General features: G+C 68.9%; 20 protein-coding genes. 10 read left to right on the top strand and 10 right to left on the bottom strand.

What is annotated here, in order from left to right; all coding sequences use genetic code 11:
- Positions 1 to 116 precede the first annotated feature (116 nt).
- Positions 117 to 323, top strand: coding sequence for a hypothetical protein (locus J8N05_RS13225; protein ID WP_210882783.1), 207 nt, complete (start codon positions 117 to 119; stop codon positions 321 to 323).
- Between the two features lie 37 nt (positions 324 to 360).
- Here J8N05_RS13225 and J8N05_RS13220 read toward each other — a convergent pair whose 3' ends face one another.
- The 3 genes from J8N05_RS13220 to J8N05_RS13210 all read right to left on the bottom strand — a co-directional run bounded on the left by J8N05_RS13220 (position 361) and on the right by J8N05_RS13210 (position 3,625).
- Positions 361 to 945 carry a TetR family transcriptional regulator gene (locus J8N05_RS13220; protein WP_210882782.1) on the bottom strand — a complete coding sequence of 195 codons (585 nt, stop codon included), beginning with the start codon at positions 943 to 945 and terminating at the stop codon, positions 361 to 363.
- Between the two features lie 25 nt (positions 946 to 970).
- The gene (locus J8N05_RS13215; protein ID WP_210882781.1) at positions 971 to 1,975 is read right to left on the bottom strand and encodes an aldo/keto reductase; all 1,005 of its coding nucleotides are present in this window, start codon (positions 1,973 to 1,975) and stop codon (positions 971 to 973) included.
- Between the two features lie 267 nt (positions 1,976 to 2,242).
- Positions 2,243 to 3,625, bottom strand: coding sequence for a glycine--tRNA ligase (locus J8N05_RS13210; RefSeq protein ID WP_210882780.1), 1,383 nt, complete (start codon positions 3,623 to 3,625; stop codon positions 2,243 to 2,245).
- A gap of 259 nt (positions 3,626 to 3,884) precedes the next feature.
- Here J8N05_RS13210 and J8N05_RS13205 point away from each other — a divergent pair, with 259 nt between their 5' ends.
- From J8N05_RS13205 to J8N05_RS13190, 4 genes are read left to right on the top strand one after another with little or no spacing between them, the layout of a single operon-like run.
- Positions 3,885 to 4,859, top strand: a complete 975-nt coding sequence (locus J8N05_RS13205; protein WP_210882779.1) for a metal ABC transporter substrate-binding protein — start codon at positions 3,885 to 3,887, stop codon at positions 4,857 to 4,859.
- Between the two features lie 53 nt (positions 4,860 to 4,912).
- Positions 4,913 to 5,725, top strand: a complete 813-nt coding sequence (locus J8N05_RS13200) for a metal ABC transporter ATP-binding protein (protein ID WP_210882778.1) — start codon at positions 4,913 to 4,915, stop codon at positions 5,723 to 5,725.
- Between the two features lie 5 nt (positions 5,726 to 5,730).
- Positions 5,731 to 6,645, top strand: coding sequence for a metal ABC transporter permease (locus J8N05_RS13195; RefSeq protein WP_210882777.1), 915 nt, complete (start codon positions 5,731 to 5,733; stop codon positions 6,643 to 6,645).
- Between the two features lie 59 nt (positions 6,646 to 6,704).
- On the top strand, positions 6,705 to 7,127 hold the full coding sequence (locus tag J8N05_RS13190) for a Fur family transcriptional regulator (RefSeq protein ID WP_107016355.1): 423 nt from the start codon (positions 6,705 to 6,707) through the stop codon (positions 7,125 to 7,127).
- A gap of 127 nt (positions 7,128 to 7,254) precedes the next feature.
- On the opposite strand, the gene J8N05_RS13185 is transcribed toward J8N05_RS13190, so the two are convergent.
- The 4 genes from J8N05_RS13185 to J8N05_RS47295 are packed head-to-tail and all read right to left on the bottom strand — an operon-like array spanning position 7,255 to position 9,399.
- Positions 7,255 to 8,106: an isoprenyl transferase gene (locus J8N05_RS13185; protein ID WP_210882775.1), complete on the bottom strand. Its 852-nt coding sequence runs from the start codon at positions 8,104 to 8,106 to the stop codon at positions 7,255 to 7,257.
- Positions 8,107 to 8,160: 54 nt separating this feature from the next.
- The gene (gene recO / locus J8N05_RS13180; RefSeq protein WP_210882774.1) at positions 8,161 to 8,913 is read right to left on the bottom strand and encodes a DNA repair protein RecO; all 753 of its coding nucleotides are present in this window, start codon (positions 8,911 to 8,913) and stop codon (positions 8,161 to 8,163) included.
- Between the two features lie 46 nt (positions 8,914 to 8,959).
- Positions 8,960 to 9,157: a hypothetical protein gene (locus J8N05_RS13175; RefSeq protein ID WP_210890160.1), complete on the bottom strand. Its 198-nt coding sequence runs from the start codon at positions 9,155 to 9,157 to the stop codon at positions 8,960 to 8,962.
- A gap of 14 nt (positions 9,158 to 9,171) precedes the next feature.
- Entirely contained in the window at positions 9,172 to 9,399 is a 228-nt protein-coding gene (locus J8N05_RS47295) for a hypothetical protein (protein WP_247706258.1), read from the bottom strand.
- 116 nt (positions 9,400 to 9,515) lie between these two features.
- Between J8N05_RS47295 and J8N05_RS13170 the strand changes: the two genes are divergently transcribed.
- Positions 9,516 to 10,349, top strand: coding sequence for a helix-turn-helix domain-containing protein (locus J8N05_RS13170; RefSeq protein WP_210882773.1), 834 nt, complete (start codon positions 9,516 to 9,518; stop codon positions 10,347 to 10,349).
- A complete protein-coding gene (locus J8N05_RS13165) occupies positions 10,331 to 10,528 on the top strand; it encodes a DUF397 domain-containing protein (protein ID WP_210882772.1) in 198 nt (65 codons plus the stop codon). The genes J8N05_RS13170 and J8N05_RS13165 overlap by 19 nt, the downstream gene beginning before the upstream one ends.
- Positions 10,529 to 10,615: 87 nt before the next feature.
- On the opposite strand, the gene J8N05_RS13160 is transcribed toward J8N05_RS13165, so the two are convergent.
- The 3 genes from J8N05_RS13160 to J8N05_RS13150 all read right to left on the bottom strand — a co-directional run bounded on the left by J8N05_RS13160 (position 10,616) and on the right by J8N05_RS13150 (position 13,076).
- Positions 10,616 to 11,773: an abortive phage infection protein gene (locus tag J8N05_RS13160; RefSeq protein ID WP_210882771.1), complete on the bottom strand. Its 1,158-nt coding sequence runs from the start codon at positions 11,771 to 11,773 to the stop codon at positions 10,616 to 10,618.
- Positions 11,774 to 11,862: 89 nt separating this feature from the next.
- On the bottom strand, positions 11,863 to 12,309 hold the full coding sequence (locus tag J8N05_RS13155) for a protein-tyrosine phosphatase family protein (RefSeq protein WP_210882770.1): 447 nt from the start codon (positions 12,307 to 12,309) through the stop codon (positions 11,863 to 11,865).
- Complete coding sequence (locus J8N05_RS13150; RefSeq protein ID WP_247706257.1) at positions 12,306 to 13,076, bottom strand: FadR/GntR family transcriptional regulator; 771 nt, start codon at positions 13,074 to 13,076, stop codon at positions 12,306 to 12,308. Before J8N05_RS13150 ends, J8N05_RS13155 begins: the two co-directional genes overlap by 4 nt.
- Positions 13,077 to 13,307: 231 nt before the next feature.
- On the opposite strand from J8N05_RS13150, the gene J8N05_RS13145 reads away from it, so the two are divergent.
- The 3 genes from J8N05_RS13145 to J8N05_RS13135 all read left to right on the top strand — a co-directional run bounded on the left by J8N05_RS13145 (position 13,308) and on the right by J8N05_RS13135 (position 18,029).
- A complete protein-coding gene (locus tag J8N05_RS13145) occupies positions 13,308 to 14,936 on the top strand; it encodes an ABC transporter substrate-binding protein (RefSeq protein WP_210882767.1) in 1,629 nt (542 codons plus the stop codon).
- Positions 14,937 to 15,060: 124 nt separating this feature from the next.
- The gene (locus J8N05_RS13140; protein ID WP_210882765.1) at positions 15,061 to 16,023 is read left to right on the top strand and encodes an ABC transporter permease; all 963 of its coding nucleotides are present in this window, start codon (positions 15,061 to 15,063) and stop codon (positions 16,021 to 16,023) included.
- Positions 16,023 to 18,029 carry a dipeptide/oligopeptide/nickel ABC transporter permease/ATP-binding protein gene (locus J8N05_RS13135; RefSeq protein ID WP_210890159.1) on the top strand — a complete coding sequence of 669 codons (2,007 nt, stop codon included), beginning with the start codon at positions 16,023 to 16,025 and terminating at the stop codon, positions 18,027 to 18,029. Before J8N05_RS13140 ends, J8N05_RS13135 begins: the two co-directional genes overlap by 1 nt.
- The last annotated feature ends 1 nt before the right edge of the window (position 18,030 follow it).

The following is an 18,030-nucleotide window of genomic DNA, read 5'->3' as shown; positions in this document are numbered from 1 at the left end:
CCACAATGCGCAGAATGCGCACAGAACTCACCGCGCACGCACCCCCGTTGATGTTGTTCTTGTTGCAGACTCCTAGGGCTTGTCGTGCAAGCCGAGCGCGACCACCAGGAGGCGTCATGCTGCAGATCAACACCAGCAAGGTGAGCCGCTGGGACCAACACGGCCGCGAGCACGTCGTACGGGTGCGGCGCACGGGCGTGCAGCGGACGATCAGATGCGACACCTGCGGCTGGCGCAAGCCCGCCCAGTTCCTGCCCTGGCTGAAGGCCGAGGAGCATCTCGCGGAGGCGCACCAGGCGACGGTGGACCCGGCCGGAGCCTGAGCCGGTCAGCCCCTCAGCCCCCCCGGCTCTCAGACCCTCAGGCCCTCAGACCCCGCACCACCAGGTCCACGACGGCCGCGAACTCGCCCTCGATCCCGGGCTGTTCCCACTCGCGGGCGTGGCACGGGTCGTGGTAGCGGTCCGTGGCCTGGAAGAGGGCGCGGGCGGTGACGGCGGGGTCGGCGGCGGCGAAGGTGCCGGCGTCGACGCCTGACCGGACGATCGTCGTGAGCTGGCCGGTGAGAGCGTCGATGTGCTCACCGACCGCCTCGCCGCTCTCCCCGGTCAGCACCATGTAGGTGGCGAACAGCTCGGGGTCGTCGCCCGCCTTGCGGCGTTTGGCGGTGAACAGGGCCGCGAGCCAGTCGCGCAGCCGGGCCTCCGGGTCGCGGTCCTGCGCCACGATCCCTTCGAGGACGGCCGACGTACGGTCCAGCCAGCGCTTCGTGACCGCCTCCCGCAGCGCCGCCTTCGTACGGAAGTGCCGGTAGACGCTGCCGTGGCTGACGCCGAGCGCGCGGGCCACGTCCACCACGGTGGCCTTCGCGGGGCCGTGGCGGCGCAGCACCTCCTCGGTCACCTCAAGGATGCGCTCGGCGGTCAGGATCTCGGTGGTCGCCATGGTGATGACCGTACCGGCGGCGTCGTCAGCGCTCGCTGTCGAGGTGTGCCATCTGCGCGGCCGGGTAGCGCTCGCCCGCCGCCGAGCCGGCCGGGACGGCCTCCTCGATCGCGGTGAGGTCGGCGGCGTCGAGGGTGACGTCGAGCGCGCCGAGCGCCTCCGTCAGCCGCTCGCGGGTCCGGGCGCCCACCAGCGGCACGATGTCCTCGCCGCGCGACAGCGCCCAGGCGATGGCGATCTGCGCGACGGACGCGCCCTTCTGCTCGGCGATCTTCCGCAGCGCCTCGACGAGGTCCAGGTTGTGGCGGAGGTTGTCGCCCTGGAAGCGGGGGCTGTGGGCGCGGAAGTCGTTGGCCGCGAGCTGCCGGTCGGGGGTGAAGTGCCCGGAGATCAGACCGCGGGACAGCACGCCGTACGCGGTGATGCCGATGCCCAGTTCACGGGTGGTCGGCAGGATCTCGGCCTCGATGCCGCGGGAGAGGAGCGAGTACTCGATCTGCAGGTCGGAGATCGGGGCGGTGGCGGCGGCCCGGCGCACGGTGTCGGCCCCGGCCTCGCTCAGGCCGATGTGCCGTACGTACCCCTTCTCGACGAGTTCGGCGATCGCGCCGACGGTCTCCTCGATGGGGACCTCCGGGTCGACGCGCGCGATGCGGTAGACGTCGATGTGGTCGACGCCGAGCCGCTGCAGCGAGTACGCCACGAAGTTGTGGACCGCTTCGGGCCTCCCGTCGTAGCCGGACCAGCGGCCCTCCGGGTCGCGCAGGGCGCCGAACTTCACGCTGACGAGGGCCTGTTCGCGCCGCGCGGCGGGGGCGCTGCGCAGCGCCTCGCCGATCAGCATCTCGTTGTGGCCCATGCCGTAGAAGTCACCGGTGTCGAGCAGGGTGACCCCCGCTTCGAGCGCGGCATGGATGGTGGCGACGGCCTCTCCCCGGTCGGCGTCCCCGTACAGCGCGGACATCCCCATGCACCCGAGCCCGAGAGCGGAGACCTGCGGACCGGCGGTTCCAAGGGTGCGACTGAGCATCAGAATCTCCCGACACATCGACGACGAAGCAACCCCTCAACCTTGACATGACAGCTGACAGATTTCAATATCTGTCAGCTGCCACAGGGAGAGCACACAAAAAAGCCTCGGCCCCCTCTCACACACAAGAGGGGGCCGAGACCTACTGCCTAGGGGCGCGGGGAACGGCGCAGTCTTTCGCTTTTAGGGGCGCGGGGAACTGCGCGACCAGCCACGACGAACCGTCAGCCGACAACGGGCCGAAACGGCCCACCCCCCGCGGAGCGACTAGCAGCCGACAAGCCGGCTGGCCAGATACCCCTCGATCTGATCGAGAGAAACCCGCTCCTGCTTCATCGTGTCCCGCTCACGCACGGTCACCGCGTTGTCGTCGAGCGTGTCGAAGTCCACGGTCACACAGAACGGCGTACCGATCTCGTCCTGGCGACGGTAACGACGGCCGATCGCCCCGGCGTCGTCGAAGTCGATGTTCCAGTTCTGCCGCAGCGCGGTCGCGAGACCCTTCGCCTTCGGGGACAGCTCCGGGTTGCGCGACAGCGGCAGCACGGCCACCTTCACCGGCGCGAGCCGCGGGTCGAGCCGCAGGACGGTCCGCTTCTCCATCTTGCCCTTGGCGTTGGGCGCCTCGTCCTCGACGTACGCGTCGAGGAGGAACGCCAGCATCGCGCGGCCGACACCGGCGGCGGGCTCGATGACGTACGGGGTCCAGCGCTCGCCGGCCTCCTGGTCGAAGTAGGACAGGTCCTGGCCGGAGGCCTTGGAGTGCGCGGAGAGGTCGTAGTCCGTGCGGTTGGCGACGCCCTCCAGCTCACCCCACTCGTTGCCGCCGAACTGGAAGCGGTACTCGATGTCGGCGGTGCGCTTGGAGTAGTGCGAGAGCTTCTCGGCCGGGTGGTCGTACCAGCGCATGTTCTCCTCGCGGAGGCCGAGGCCGGTGTACCAGTTCCAGCGCTCCTGCATCCAGAACTCCTGCCACTTCTCGTCCTCGCCCGGCTTGACGAAGAACTCCATCTCCATCTGCTCGAACTCGCGGGTCCGGAAGATGAAGTTGCCGGGCGTGATCTCGTTGCGGAAGGACTTGCCCATCTGCGCAATGCCGAACGGCGGCTTGCGGCGCGAAGTCTGCTGGACCTGGGCGAAGTTGGTGAAGATGCCCTGCGCGGTCTCGGGGCGCAGGTAGGCGACGGAGCCGCTGTCCTGCGTGGGGCCGAGGTGCGTGGAGAGCAGGCCGGAGAACTGCTTGGGCTCGGTGAACGTGCCCTTGTTGCCGCAGTTGGGGCAGTTGAGGTCGGCGAGCCCGTTCTCGGGGAGGCGGCCGTGCTTGGCCTCGTACGCCTCCTCAAGGTGGTCGGCGCGGTACCGCTTGTGACACGAGGTGCACTCGGTGAGCGGGTCGGAGAACGTGGCGACGTGACCGGAAGCCACCCAGACCTCGGTCGCCAGGATCACGGACGAGTCGATACCGACGACGTCCTCGCGCGACGTCACCATGTAGCGCCACCACTGACGCTTGATGTTCTCCTTGAGCTCGACACCCAGCGGCCCGTAGTCCCAGGCGGCCCGCTGGCCGCCGTAGATCTCACTGCACGGATAGACGAAGCCACGGCGCTTGCTCAGGCTGACGATGGTGTCGATCTTGTCGGCGGCCACGGTGCTCTCTTCATTACGACGACGGGCGTTGAAGCGGGTTGCTTCACAGCTATTGCTTCACGGCTACTGCTACAGAGCTATTGCTTCAGAGCGAATGCCTCAGATTACCGGCGGCCCCGCCCCTCGGATCAAATCGGTTGGGGTACGGGCCGGACACCGGCCCTCCGCCCACCGGCACACCCCTCGCATACCGGGATGAAGTCCAGATCACAGGGCCGCTTATTGACAATCGTTTCCACACCAGCTGAAAATGACTGTCATGAACGTACGACGACGCCACATATCCGCCGGTGTGATCGCGACGGCCACCGCCCTCGCCCTCGGCTCCCTCTCCGCCTGCTCGTCCGACTCCAGCGCGGCGGACGGCGGGGGCGGCAAGCTCGACGTCGTGGCGTCGTTCTACCCGCTGCAGTTCCTCGCCGAGGAGATAGGCGGGAGCCACGTCAGCGTGAACACCCTGACCGAGCCCGGTCAGGAACCGCACGACCTGGAGATCAGCGCCAAGCAGACCGCGCAGCTCCAGGAGTCCGACGTGGCTCTCTACCTGAAGGGCCTCCAGCCCTCCGTCGACGAGGCGATAGGCCAGTCCGAGGTGAAGGCGAAGGTCGACGCGGCCACCCTCACCAGCCTGGAGAAGCACGGCAACGAGGTCGGCGGCCACGCGGCCGAGCACGACGAGGACGAGGACGAGCACGGCCACGAGGAAGGCTCCGGCCTCGACCCGCACATCTGGCTCGACCCCGTGAAGTACGCCGAGGTCGCCGAGGGTGTGGGCAAGGCCTTCGAGAAGGCCGACCCGGACAACGCGGCCACGTACAAGAAGAACACCGCGGCCCTGGTGAAGAAGCTGGACGGGCTCGACACCCGCTTCGAGGACGGCCTCAAGAACACGGAGACCAAGGTCTTCATCACCACCCACGCGGCCTTCGGCTATCTCGCCGAGCGCTACGGCCTCACCGAGGAGGCCATCAACGGCCTGGACCCGGAGAGCGAGCCCAGCGCCAACCGCGTCAAGGACCTTGAGAAGATGGCCAAGGCCGACGGCGTCTCCACCGTCTTCTACGAGACGCTCGTCAGCGACAAGACCGCCAAGACCATCGCCGCGGACGCGGACCTCAGGACGGATGTGCTCGACCCGATCGAGGGCATCACCGAGAAGTCCAGGGGCGACGACTACATCCAGGTCATGGACGCCAACCTCAAGGCGCTGCAGACGGCCCTGGGAGCGAAGTGACCGTGAAATGACAGCGACATGAGCAGCACGAGCAGCCTCCGGAGGACGTCGGCATGACGAACGGGTCCGACACACCGACCGACACCTCGACCGGCACACCGCACCCGCCTGTGATCTCCCTGCGCGGTGTGACGGCCGAACTCGGCTCACGCCCCGTCCTGCGCGGCATCGACCTCACCGTGAACCGCGGTGAGGTCGTCGCGCTGCTCGGCGCCAACGGCTCCGGCAAGTCGACCGCCATCCGCACGATCATCGGGCAGGTCCCGGTCACGGGCGGCGAGATCGAGCTGTTCGGCACGCCCCGGCGCCGCTTCCGCGACTGGGCGCGCGTGGGATACGTACCGCAGCGCACGACGGCCGCCGGCGGCGTGCCCGCCACGGTGACCGAGGTGGTGTCCTCCGGGCGGCTGTCCCGCGCCCGCTTCGGCGTGCTGCGCAAGGCGGACCGCGAGGCCGTCCGGCACGCCCTGGAGCTGGTGGGCCTCGCCGACCGCGCCAAGGACTCCGTGGACGCCCTCTCCGGCGGCCAGCACCAGCGCGTCCTGATCGCCCGCGCGCTGGCCTCCGTACCGGAACTGCTGATCATGGACGAGCCGATGGCGGGCGTGGACCTGGCGAGCCAGGAGGTCCTCGCGGCGACCCTGCGGGAGCAGGTCGCGGCGGGCACGTCCGTCCTCCTCGTGCTGCACGAGCTGGGCCCGCTGGAGCCGCTGATCGACCGCGCGGTCGTGCTGCGCGACGGCTGCGTGCTGCACGACGGCCCGCCCCCGCGGGCGCTCGGCCAGCACGCGCTGCCCGGCCACGACCACGTCCACCCCCACGCGGCCCACGACGCCGAACCCCTCCGCACAGGACTGCTGAGCTGACCGCCATGAACCTCGAAATCCTCGATTACGCCTTCATGCAGCGGGCCCTGCTCGCGGCCGTCCTCGTCGGCATCACCGCGCCCGCGGTCGGCATCTACCTCGTCCAGCGCCGCCAGGCCCTGCTGGGCGACGGCATCGGCCATGTCGCGATGACCGGCGTCGGCCTCGGCTTCCTGCTCTCCTGGTCCCCGGTATGGATGGCGACGGCCGTCTCCGTGGTCGGCGCGGTCCTGATGGAACTGATCCGCTGGTACGGCAAGACGCGCGGCGACATCGCGCTGGCGATGCTCTTCTACGGGGGCATGGCGGGCGGCGTGATGTTCATCAACCTCGCTCCCGGCGGCTCCAACGCCAACCTGACCTCGTACCTCTTCGGCTCGCTCTCCACGGTGTCGGAGTCGGACGTGACGGCGATCTGCCTGCTGGCCGCCTTCGTCGTCCTCGTCACGATCGGTCTGCGCCGGCAGCTGTTCGCGGTGAGCCAGGACGAGGAGTTCGCGCGGGTGACGGGGCTGCCCGTCCGCGCCCTGAACCTCCTCACGGCGATCACGGCCGCCGTCACCGTCACGGTCGCCATGCGGGTCGTCGGCCTGCTCCTGGTCTCCGCGCTGATGGTGGTCCCGGTGGCCGCCGCGCAGCAGCTGAGCCGGAGTTTCGCCGCCACCTTCGCGATCTCGGTGGCGATCGGCGTCAGCGTGACGATCGGCGGCACGGTGACGTCGTACTACCAGGACGTGCCGCCCGGCGCGACGATCGTGCTGCTGACCATCGGGGCGTTCATGCTGCTCACGGTGGCGGCGACGCCGCTGGCCAGGCGGCGGGCGCGGGCCGCCGCGCAGGCCGCGGCACGCGAGGGCGGGGACCCGGCGGAGTGTGCCATTCCCGGCTCCCGCACACCGACCGGCAAGGTCGGCGTCTGACCGCGCCCAGCTCGGGCTGGCACAATGGCCCGGCAAGCCGCAGACGTTTGGAGGCAACGGTGACGACCGCTGGACCGCCCGTACGGGGCCGTTCCACCCGGCAGCGTGCCGCCGTGGCGGCGGCGCTCGACGAGGTGGACGAGTTCCGTAGTGCGCAGGATCTGCACGACATGCTCAAGCACAAGGGCGACTCCGTCGGGCTGACCACGGTGTACCGCACGCTTCAGTCGCTCGCGGACGCGGGTGAGGTCGACGTGCTGCGTACGTCCGACGGGGAGTCGGTGTACCGCCGCTGTGCGAGCGGGGACCATCACCATCATCTGGTGTGCCGGGTGTGCGGCAAGGCGGTGGAGGTGGAGGGGCCGGCTGTGGAGAAGTGGGCGGAGGCGATCGCCTCGGAACACGGCTACGTGAACGTCGCCCACACGGTGGAAATCTTCGGCACCTGCGCGGACTGCGCTGCGCGCGGCCAGGGAGTATGAACCTCGGCCCGGTGGGGGTCGACGCCAAAGATTGCGCAGTTCCCCGCGCCCCTAGGTACCTAGGGGCGCGGGGAACTGCGCGGGTGACCCCCACCGGCCCGCAGCCGAAGCTCTTCCTCAGGGGGCGTCAGTTGGGGTCCGGGCGGCCCCTCATGTCCGCTTCCATGGTGAGCAGGTCCTCGTTCGGGACCGCCCCGCCGAACCGCCGGTCCCGCGACGCGTACTCCACGCACGCCCGCCACAGATCCCGCCGATCGAAGTCCGGCCACAGCACGTCCTGGAAGACCATCTCCGCGTAACTGGACTGCCAGATCAGGTAGTTGGACGTCCGCTGCTCCCCACTGGGGCGAAGGAACAGGTCCACATCCGGCATGTCCGGGTAGTACAGATACTTCTGGATCGTCTTCTCGCTGACCTTCTCCGGGTCGAGCTTCCCCGCGGCGACATCCAACGCCATCGCCTTCGCCGCGTCGGCCAGCTCCGCCCGCCCCCCGTAATTCACGCAGAAATACAAGGTCATCGCGTCGTTACCCTGCGTTTGCTCCTGCGCGACCTGCAGCTCCTGCACGACGGACTTCCACAGCTTCGGCATCCGCCCGACCCACCGGATCCGGATGCCGAGGTCGTTCATCTCGTCGCGCCGGCGCCGGATGACGTCCTTGTTGAAGTTCATCAGGAAGCGGACCTCCTCGGGCGACCGCTTCCAGTTCTCCGTGGAGAAGGCGTACAGGGACAGGTTCTTGACGCCCAGCTCAAGGCATCCCTTGAGGACGTCCATGACGACGCCCTCCCCCACCCGGTGCCCCTCGGTACGCGGCAGCCCGCGCTCCTTGGCCCAGCGCCCGTTCCCGTCCATCACGCACGCCACGTGGTTCGGGATCAGCTCGCCGGGGAGCTTGGGCGCGCGGGCACCGGACGGGTGCGGCTCCGGCGTCTTGTACTCGCGGCGCTGGCGCCCCAGGATCCCGCGTACCACCATCTGCTTCTCGTCTCCTCAGATCTCGTACAGCAAGTACAGCCGGTCGTGTGCCGCTCAGGTGCTCTTCTCGACGTACCGCAGGGAGCGCAGGCCGCGCTCCAGGTGCCAGTGCAGGTAGGCCGACACGAGGCCGCTGCCTTCCTTCACGTACCGCGGTTCGCACGCGTCGGCGTGTGCCCAGTCACCGGTCAGCAGCGCGCCGAGCAGTTCGAGGGCCCCCGCCGAGGGTACGACGCTGCCGGGCACCCGGCAGTCGACGCAGACGGAACCTCCCGCGGCGACCGAGAAGAAGCGATTCGGTCCGGGCATGCCGCATTTGGCGCAGTCGCTGAAGCTGGGCGCGTACCCGTTCACGGCGAGGGACCGCAGCAAGAAGGCGTCGAGGATGAGGTGCGGCTCGTGCTCGCCCTGCGCGAGGGTGCGCAGCCCGCCGACGAGCAGCAGGTACTGCTGGACGGCGGGCTCGCCCTCGTGGTCCGTGAACCGCTCGGCCGTCTCCAGCATGGCCGTCCCGGCGGTGTACCGGGCGTAGTCGGTGACGATCCCGCCGCCGTACGGAGCGATCGTCTCGCTCTGCGTGCACAGCGGCAGCCCGCGGCCGATCAGCTCGCTCCCGCGCGCGAAGAACTGCACGTCGACGTGGGAGAAGGGTTCGAGCCGGGCCCCGAACTTCGACTTCGTCCGGCGCACCCCGCGGGCCACGGCCCGTACGCGTCCGTGACCGCGCGTGAGCAAGGTGATGATCCGGTCCGCCTCACCCAGCTTCTGGGTGCGCAGCACGATGCCGTCGTCGCGGAACAGGCTCATGGCCCCATTCTCCCGTACGCGGGCGGCGGGTGCGGCCGGGGTCCTTTCAAGGGACCTCGCCCCGGCTGCGTGCGTTGGCGTACGCGGTGGCGGCGCTGAGCCGTTCCGCCACGGTGGCTCCCCGGACGGTGTCCGGTGCGCAGTCCCACTCCCGGCCGCCACCGTAGGGCCGCAGTTGCAGGTACGGGCCCTCGTGGCCCATCACCCTGCCCACCCGGCCGCTGCTGGTGTCGACGACGTACATCCCCACGATCGGCTTCACCGGAGCACCGCCGCGAGCCGGGCCGCCGTCTCGACGGAACACCGGCCGAGTTCCACGAGGGGGCATGGCGCCTCCCGCGCCAAAGTCACCGGGTCGATCCGGAGTGTCGGCAGCTTAATTCCTGCGGTTGCGAGTGCTTCGCGCAATTCCTTCACCGTTTCCTCCGCTTGTTCGACGCAGGCCGTCGCGTGCTGTGCGTCGGTTGCCTGGCGGGCAGACCTCACGGGTGTTCCCCTTCCCTTTCGGGTTCTACTCTTTCCCTCTCCACGATGGCGCCCACCACTTACTCTTTGGAAGACCTCTACTCTCAGCAACGCCGATGCAGTACAGGGGGTTTTCCATGGCCAATGGTTCACGGCAGGCGGCTTGGGAGTTCTTCGGAACAGAGCTGAAGAGACACCGGGAGGAGGCGGGCCTGACACAGGCGGAGTTGGGTTATCGCGTTTTTGTGTCGGGCGGCTACATCGGGCAATTCGAACAGGCAATTCGTAAGCCGCAGTTGGATGTGGCGGCGCGTATCGACGAGGTCCTACAAACCGCCGGCTTTTTCGAGCGCCTGTGGCAAAAACTGATCAAGGACCAGCCCTATACCGAGTACTTCGCACACGTGGTGGAGCTGGAACGGCTGGCGACTGCGATCAGCGAGTACGCCCCCACCGTGGTCCCCGGGCTCCTACAGACGCGGGAGTACGCACAGGCGGTCTTCCTGGCAGGCAACCCGCTGGCCCCGGACAGCTACATCGAGGAACTGCTCAAGGGGCGCATGGACCGGACGCGACTCCTCAAGGACGCTACTAGGCCCGTGTATTGGGCGGTCCTCCACGAGACGGTCCTGCGCGTCGCCGTAGGCGGCCCGAAGGTCATGGCCCACCAGCTGGACCACATCGTGACGCTGACGCAGGAACGCAAGGTACTGCTGCAGGTGCTGCCGTTCTCGGCTGGAGCACACCGAGAGATGGGCAAGATGATGAAGCTCATGGAGTTCGAGGATGCTCCGCCAACTGTCTACACAGAGGCGGTTCTTTCAGGAAATCTGCTGGACGAACCGGCAGTGGTGAAGCGGACCCAATCGTCCTACGATCTCATCAGGGCCGCCGCGCTGTCACCGGAGGCGTCCCTGACCTTGATCCAGTCGGCGGCAGAGGACCATAAGCAATGCGGGAGTACGACCTGAGCGCTGCCCGTTGGCGCAAGAGCAGCCACAGCGGAGGCAGCGGCGGCGAAGACTGCGTCGAGGTAGCCGACGGAGTCCCCGGCATCGTCCCCGTGCGGGACAGCAAAATCGGCGCGGGGCCCGTCCTGCTCGTCGGGACCCGCGCCTGGACGGCGTTCGTCGACGCCGTGGCGGCGTGACGCTCACCGAAGCGCTTCGGACTATTCGGGTGCGTGCGCCGCAATGGGATGACCATAAAGCCGTCAAAATCATTGCCGCGGAATTCGTCAGGCGGACTTTCGCCCGTACTGCCGTGCCAGCGCGTGGAACGCCTGTTTCGGTTCCCAGTGCCAGGGGGAATCCGGGTCGTCGGGCCGGTTCTTCAGAGGCTTGACGACGGCGTAGGACGCCATGTCGAGGTCGTAACGCGGATTGTCCGGGCGATGCGGGGCGTCCGCGGTGACGAACTCGAACGCCATCGCCGCGTACAGGCCCATCGACTCGAAGACGTCGAGCAGATCGGTCAGATAAGCGGCCTGTACACGCTCACTGCGCACCAGGTCGCCCTTGATCTCCGGAGGTTCCTTGCCGTAATCGACGGCGTCCCAGCCCATCCCGCCCTGTTCCGGCGCGCCGACGAACGTACAGGTGCCGAATTCGGTGATGGCGACCGGTTTTCCCCACCGCCGGAACTTCCGCAATTCGGCCACGTACCGTTCCCGTTGCGGAAAGTACGAGTAGTAGTCGATGCCCACGATGTCGAAGAGGTTCCAGTCGACGTTCTCGAACGACGCGTCCTGCGCGGCGGCGTAACTGAGCTTCCCGTGGAACACCGACCGCCCCACCCCCGCCGCCTTCGCGGTGAACGCGGCCAGCCGCCGCTGCATCCCCGCCAGGTCGAAGTCCTCCTTCCGCAGGTTCTCGATGCGCTCGAAGACGTCCGCCCCCGGCACGATCCCCGGTACGAACAGCCAGAACTCGCACCCCACGGCGAGCGTGACCCGCGCCCCCTGCCGCCGCAGCCGCTCCCCGTGCCGGCCCGCCTCCGCGAGGTGGTCGAGGATCTGCTTCTCCGGCACGTCGCCCAGCGTCGGCTGGAGCCAGACGTGCAGGCCCCGCTCCGCGACCTCGTCCGCCGTGGCGGTGAGCCGCTCGACGCCGTCCCCGGTGACCTCGACGGTGTCGGCGTGCAGGTCGTGCGCGATGGCCCGGATGTCACCGCGCATCCGGCGCTCGCTCCACGCCGTCCCCGGGGTCTCCCCGGCCCCGACCGTGTAGACGACCCCGCGGTGCGTGAGCCCGCGGCCCGCGCGTCCACGGCGGGTGTCGTCCTCCGCCGCAGCCTCCGCCGCGGAGGCCAACGGAAGGCCCGCTGCCGCACCCACCCCCACCGCTGCCGCCGCGGCCATGAACCGTGCCCTGCTCATCCCTGTGTTCTCAGCCATGCCGTCAGCCTGCCGGGCGGAGGCCTCCCCCGCTGTCGGCCGATGGTCTACGGCTCCCCGACCAAGGGATGAGACCGGTCGGGCGACACTCACCCGAACGTGCGTACGTACCTTCGCTGCCACGGGGTTTCCACGGCGTGGCGGTCGTAGTTCCGTCGTACGAACTGCACGGCCTCCTCGGGCGGCACGCCGTCGAGGATCGCGAGACAGGCCAGGGCCGTGCCGGTCCGGCCACGGCCGCCCCCGCAGGCGACCTCGACGCGCTGGGCAGGGTCGGCCGCCCGCTCCCAGAGGTCCGTCAGCACTGTGCGCGCCTGGGTCCGGTCCGTCGGCAGCCGGAAGTCGGGCCACCGCAACCACCGTGTCTCCCACGGGAGTTCGGCTAGCGTGGACGGTTCCCTGCCGAGCAGGTAGACGCCGTACGTCGGGTGGACGACCGCCGGGTCGAGTGCGTTGCGCAGCCCCCGTCCCCGTACCGGCCGCCCGGACGGCAGCCGGAGCACTCCGGGCGTTCCCTCGCCCCAACTCGCCGTCATCCGACGCCCCGTGACTCCTGGGCGGCTCGCGCCTCGATCCCCCGGAAATGGTCCGCCATCGCTTGCTGCGCCCCCTCCACGTCGTGCGCCCGCAGGGCGACGACTATGTCACGGTGGCGGCGGACCGTGACCGCGGGCGCCGGGTCGTCGGTCCACCCCCGGACGCCGGAGACCCGCCGGAAGACGGTCCAGAAGGCGCCCAACAGCTGCGGCACCAGGGCGTTTCCGAGGGGTGCGTACAGCAACTCGTGGAACTCGCGGTCGAGTTCGGGGAACGGGCGTCCCGCGAGGCCCGCCTCCTCCATCCGGTCCACCACCGCTTCGAGGCGTGCCAGCTCGCCGTCCGACAGCTCCCCCGCGACCCGTCGCATCAGCCCCTCCTCCAGGACCTCCCTGACCTGGAGTATCTCGGCCAACGCGCCCGTGTCGTCGGTGTCGTCGGCCTGCCGGGCCAGGGTGCGGAAGGTGAGGCCGTCGACGAACGGGGTCAGCGAGGCCTGGCCGACATAGGTGCCGTAACCGTGTCTGATCTCGACGATGTCGAGGGCCTGGAGCGCCTTCAGCGCCTCGCGCACGGAGTTGCGGCTGACGCCGAGGGACTCCATCAGCTCGGCCTCGGTGGGCAGGGGCGCACCGGCCCGGAGTCTGCGGTCGAGGATCAGCTGGGTGACCTCTCGCTGGATCTGGCTGCTCACGCGCCGCTCGCGGGGGGAGCGCGCCGCGGGGAGGGTGTTCCTGGAGTCGTCGGATGCGCGCCGCTCGGACATGCGCCGCATCGTACGCGGCAGGGACATCCCACGTCCCACCTCCGGACAGGATCCACGTCAATCCAGGGTTGACCGTCCGTCAACTCTGCTTGCGCCAGGCCGACATTGGTCGCACCTCTGGCAGAGACGGCATTCGTGCGCGTTCCCTTGACCGCCCCCACGCCCCCTCTTATCGTCACGCTGCACCTATGACGTAGGACGTCGTATCTCCCACTCCTTGCTGGAGGAACCGTGCGCGACGCGACCCCCGCACCGGCGCTGCACCGCCGGTCGTTCCTGAAGTACACCGGCGCGCTCGGCGCCGCCGCCACGATCACCTCTACGCTCTCCGCCTGCTCCTCGGGCCCGGAGTCCACCAACGAGACGGGCGGCGAGGGCGAGGGCGCCGACCGCACGCTCACCGCGGTGATCGGCTACGGCAACGACCAGAGCTGGGACCCGCTGATGACGGCCTCGGCCTTCGCGATGGCCGGCAACCACCACATCTACGAGGGGCTGCTCGACACCGACCCGATCAGCCGTGAGCCGTACGCGGCGCTGGCGACCGCCGTTCCGGCGGACCTCCAGGCGACCACCTGGAAATTCACGCTGCGCCAGGGCGCGAAGTGGCACGACGGGCAGCCCGTCACCGCCGACGACGTGATCTTCACCTACGACCGTGTACTGGACCCGAAGACGACGACCCTCGCCAAGAACTTCTTCGCGTCCTGGCTGAAGGAGGTGAAGAAGGTCGACGACACCTCGGTGGAGCTGATTCTCAAATTCCCGTTCCCGGACGGCGCCCAGCGGCTCACGCTCGCGAAGATCATGCCGAAGCACGTGTTCGGAAAAGCCGGCGCCCTGGACGAGGCGACGACCGGAAAGGCGGTCGGTTCCGGCCCGTACCGGCAGACCGCCCATCACCCGAAGTCCAACACCACCTTCGCCGCGTTCGCCGACTACAACGGGCCGCGAAAGGCCGCGTTCAAGAAGATGAACTGGCTGACGATAGTGGACGCCGCGCCACGGGTGGCGAAGATCTCCGGTTCGAGCGCGGGAGCGCAGATCTCGGACAACATCCCGTACGCCAATATCTCCCAGCTGGAGAAGGGCGGCCTGAAGGTCGAGGGCGGGGCGGGAATGAACCATCTGTTCCTCCTCTTCAACACCGCCCACAAACCGTTCGACGACGTACGGGTGCGGCAGGCCCTGCATTACGCGATCGACAAGGAGAAGATGATCCAGGCCGCGCTGCGCGGGCACGGAAAAGCGGCCTCGTCGTTCCTCAACGAGGGCAATCCGACGTACCGCAGGGCGAAGCCCGTCTACGACTACGACCCGGACAAGGCGAAGGCTCTCCTGAAGGCCGCCGGGGTCAGCGGGCTGAAGGTCACGCTGATGGCGGTCAACGTCAGCTGGATCGTGGACTGCCTGCCGACGATCAAGGCGTCCTGGGACGCCGTCGGCGTCGAGACGACGCTCGAACCCCAGGAGACGGCCGCGCTCTTCACGAAGCTCGACCAGAAGAAGGACTTCCAGGTCGTCGCCGCCGCGTCCAATCCGAATCAGTTCGGGCTCGACGCGGATCTGATCATGCATTACAACTACGGGCCCGGGAACACGTGGATGCGGTATGCGCGGTGGGAGGGGAGTTCCGTCGCGAAGGATCTCTTCAAGAAGATGGATGCGGCGACCCGGGAGCCGGACGCGGCGAAGAAGAAGGCGATGACTCAGGACTACATCGATGTCGTTGCCGAGAATGTGGTCATCTATCCCGTGGTGCACAACGAGTTGATGACCGCGTGGGATGCGAAGGACCTTTCAGGAATTCGGCCTCAGCCGTACCCGGGGATAAACGTGCTCCAGGCGAAGTGGGTCTGACGGTTGTGGGGGGGGGTGCGGGTCCGCTGTGGCTGGTCGCGCAGTTCCCCGCGCCCCTAAAAGCAAATGCAGCTCGGCTAGTTGAGTCGGTATCGCCAGTATCAGCGAGGAGACACAGGTAACCGTGGTCGCGGTCGTCAGAATCTTGATCCGGCGGATCATTCTGCTTGTTCCGTTGATGCTCGGGATCGTCATGTTCGTGTTCATCGTGATGCGGTTCTCGGACAGTGATCCGGCGTCCGCGTACTTCCAGGGCGCGAACCCGACCGAGCAGCAGCTGCACGACTTCAGGGAGCGCAACGGACTGCTGGACCCGTTCCTCGTGCGGTACGTCGACTTCGTCGGGGATCTGCTCCGGGGCGACATGGGGGTCAGCGCCCTGACGCGGGCGCCGGTCGTCGACCAGGTCACCACCGCGCTGCCCCTCACCATGCAGCTGACCTTCCTGGGCCTGGGCATCGCGGTGGTGCTGGCGCTGCTCGGCGGGGTCACCGCCGCGATCTACCGGGACCGCTTCCCCGACCAGCTGATCCGGGTCGTCTCGCTCACCGGGGTCGCGGCGCCCGGCTTCTGGCTGGCGCTGCTGATGATCCAGTACCTCGCCGTGGACGCGGGCTGGTTCCCGACCAGCGGCTACGTCAATCCGGCCGACTCGTTCACCGGCTGGCTGAAGACCATGACACTGCCCGCGCTCGCCCTGTCCCTGCCGGTCGCCGCCCAGCTCACCCGGATCGTCCGCACGGCCGTCGTGGAGGAGCTGGACCGGGACTACGTACGGACCGCGATCGGCAGCGGGCTGCCGCCGGTGGTCGTGGTCGGGCGGAACGTCCTGCGCAACGCCCTGATGAACCCGCTGACCGTGCTCGGTCTGCGCGTCGGCTATCTGCTCGGCGGCGCGGTCGTCATCGAGACGATCTTCAACCTGCCGGGGATGGGAAAGCTCATGATCGACGCCGTGAAGAACGGTGATCCGGCCGTCGTGCAGGGCGGCGTCCTGACGATCGCCTTCGGCTTCGTCGTCGTGAACCTCGTCATCGACATCCTCTATCTGCTGGTCAACCCGCGTCTGAGGAGTGCCGAGGCATGATGCTGATGTACCGGAAGCGGCTCACCGACGCGCTGTCCCTGCCCGGTGTCCGCCTCAAGGGGTTCACCCGGCTGCCCCTGATCTCCCGGATCGCCGTCGTCGTCATCGGGATCGTCGTCCTCACCGCCCTGCTGGCCCCGCTCATCGCCCCGCACGACCCGCTCGAACAGTTCCCGCTCGTCGACGACGGCCACGGTGAGGGCGCCCCCTCGGGCGAGCACTGGATGGGGCAGGACAGCCTGGGCCGGGACATCCTCAGCCGGCTCATGTACGGGGCCCGCTGGTCCCTCGCCATCGGCCTCGGCGCGACCGCGCTCGCGCTGGTGGTGGGCGCGGTCATCGGGGCGGTCGCGGCGACCTCCCGCAAGGCCCTCGACGAGACGCTGATGCGTGGCCTGGACATCGTCATGGCGTTCCCCGGCATCGCGCTCGCGGCCGTCTTCGTCGCGGTGTTCGGCGGCGGCATCCCGATCCTCATCGGCGCGATCGCGTTCCTGTACATGCCCCCGATGGCCCGGGTCGTCCGGGCCAACGTGATGGCCCAGTACGGCGAGGACTACGTGACCGCCGAGCGGGTCATCGGGGCGCGTACCCCGCACATCGTGTGGCGGCACGTGGCCGTCAACTGCGCCGCCCCGGTGCTGGTCTTCTGCACCGTGCAGGTCGCCGAGGCGATCGTCTTCGAGGCGTCGCTGTCCTTCATCGGCGCGGGCGTGCGGCCCCCGGACCCGTCCTGGGGCAGTGTCATCGCGGACGGCAAGAACATGGTGCTGACCGGCGGCTGGTGGGCGACCGTGTTCCCCGGCCTGCTGATGCTGGTCACCGTGCTCTCCCTGAACATCCTCTCCGAGGGCGTCTCGGACGCGTGGGCGGCGCCCGCGGCACGCGACGTGCCCACCCGTGAGGCGGAGGACCGTCTTGAGGCACCCGAACCCGGCAGCGGGAAGGTCCTGGAACTGCCCGGTCTGACCGAGGCGGCCCGGCGGCTGCGCGGCCGGGCCCGCCCCCTGCCCCAGGGACAGCAGCCGGTGCTGAGCGTCGAGAACCTGGCCATCGGTTTCGACGCCCGCCACGGCGGTGTGGACATCGTCGACGGCATCAGTTTCGACGTACAGCCCGGTGAAGTCCTGGGGCTGGTCGGCGAGTCCGGCTGCGGCAAGTCGCTGACCGCGCTCACCGTGATGGGCCTGGAGCCGAAGGGCGCCCGGGTCCGCGGCCACGTGCGCTTCAACCAGCGGCAGTTGGTGGGCGAGCCGATGAGCGTGCGGCGCAAGCTCCTCGGCCACGAGATGGCGATGATCTACCAGGACGCCCTGTCGTCGCTGAACCCGGCGATGACGGTCCGCGCCCAGCTCAAACAGGTCACCAGAAGGGGCGGCACCCGCACGGGCACCGAACTCCTCGAACTGGTCGGCCTCGACCCGGACCGCACCCTGCGCAGCTACCCGCACGAACTGTCCGGCGGCCAGCGCCAGCGCGTACTCATCGCGATGGCCCTCTCCCGCGACCCCAAACTGATCGTCGCCGACGAACCTACGACCGCCCTCGACGTCACCGTGCAGGCGCAGATCATAGAGCTGCTGCTGCGCCTGCGGACCGAACTGGACTTCGCGCTCGTCCTCGTCTCGCACGACCTGGCGCTCGTCGCGGACGTCACCGACCGGGTGGTCGTGATGTACGGCGGCCAGATCGTCGAGTCGGGTGTGACGGCGGACCTCGTGGAGTCGCCGTCCCACCACTACACGCGCGGCCTCCTCGGCAGCGTCCTGTCGCTGGAGTCGGCGGCCGAACGGATGACGCAGATCAAGGGGGTCGTGCCGTCCCCGGCGGACTTCCCGGCGGGCTGCCGGTTCGCCGACCGCTGCCCGCTGGCGACCGAGGTGTGCCGCACGACGGCCCCGCGTCTGGCGGGTCCGCCGGGCCGGCACGAGGTCGCCTGCCACCACCCGGCGATCGCCCTGACGAGCACTCCGGCACCGACCGGGCCGACGGAAGCGAGGCCGTGAC

Origin of the sequence: Streptomyces liliiviolaceus (assembly GCF_018070025.1) — a bacterium.
Taxonomy (GTDB): domain Bacteria; phylum Actinomycetota; class Actinomycetes; order Streptomycetales; family Streptomycetaceae; genus Streptomyces; species Streptomyces liliiviolaceus.
Note: the sequence above shows the minus strand (reverse complement) of the source record. Positions and strands in the feature narration are given on the sequence as shown.

What these genes read in the sequence shown, in the direction of transcription:
- J8N05_RS13175 (WP_210890160.1), bottom strand. Translation starts at nt 9,157, where the DNA reads ATGTACGTCGTCGACACCAGCAGCGGCCGGGTGGGCAGGGTGATGGGC.
- J8N05_RS13165 (WP_210882772.1), top strand. Translation starts at nt 10,331, where the DNA reads ATGCGGGAGTACGACCTGAGCGCTGCCCGTTGGCGCAAGAGCAGCCAC.
- J8N05_RS13205 (WP_210882779.1), top strand. Translation starts at nt 3,885, where the DNA reads ATGAACGTACGACGACGCCACATATCCGCCGGTGTGATCGCGACGGCC.
- recO (WP_210882774.1), bottom strand. Translation starts at nt 8,913, where the DNA reads ATGAGCCTGTTCCGCGACGACGGCATCGTGCTGCGCACCCAGAAGCTG.
- J8N05_RS13150 (WP_247706257.1), bottom strand. Translation starts at nt 13,076, where the DNA reads ATGTCCGAGCGGCGCGCATCCGACGACTCCAGGAACACCCTCCCCGCG.
- J8N05_RS13135 (WP_210890159.1), top strand. Translation starts at nt 16,023, where the DNA reads ATGCTGATGTACCGGAAGCGGCTCACCGACGCGCTGTCCCTGCCCGGT.
- J8N05_RS13170 (WP_210882773.1), top strand. Translation starts at nt 9,516, where the DNA reads ATGGCCAATGGTTCACGGCAGGCGGCTTGGGAGTTCTTCGGAACAGAG.
- J8N05_RS13225 (WP_210882783.1), top strand. Translation starts at nt 117, where the DNA reads ATGCTGCAGATCAACACCAGCAAGGTGAGCCGCTGGGACCAACACGGC.
- J8N05_RS13155 (WP_210882770.1), bottom strand. Translation starts at nt 12,309, where the DNA reads ATGACGGCGAGTTGGGGCGAGGGAACGCCCGGAGTGCTCCGGCTGCCG.
- J8N05_RS13200 (WP_210882778.1), top strand. Translation starts at nt 4,913, where the DNA reads ATGACGAACGGGTCCGACACACCGACCGACACCTCGACCGGCACACCG.
- J8N05_RS13220 (WP_210882782.1), bottom strand. Translation starts at nt 945, where the DNA reads ATGGCGACCACCGAGATCCTGACCGCCGAGCGCATCCTTGAGGTGACC.
- J8N05_RS13160 (WP_210882771.1), bottom strand. Translation starts at nt 11,773, where the DNA reads ATGGCTGAGAACACAGGGATGAGCAGGGCACGGTTCATGGCCGCGGCG.
- J8N05_RS13185 (WP_210882775.1), bottom strand. Translation starts at nt 8,106, where the DNA reads ATGGTGGTACGCGGGATCCTGGGGCGCCAGCGCCGCGAGTACAAGACG.
- J8N05_RS13215 (WP_210882781.1), bottom strand. Translation starts at nt 1,975, where the DNA reads ATGCTCAGTCGCACCCTTGGAACCGCCGGTCCGCAGGTCTCCGCTCTC.
- J8N05_RS13195 (WP_210882777.1), top strand. Translation starts at nt 5,731, where the DNA reads ATGAACCTCGAAATCCTCGATTACGCCTTCATGCAGCGGGCCCTGCTC.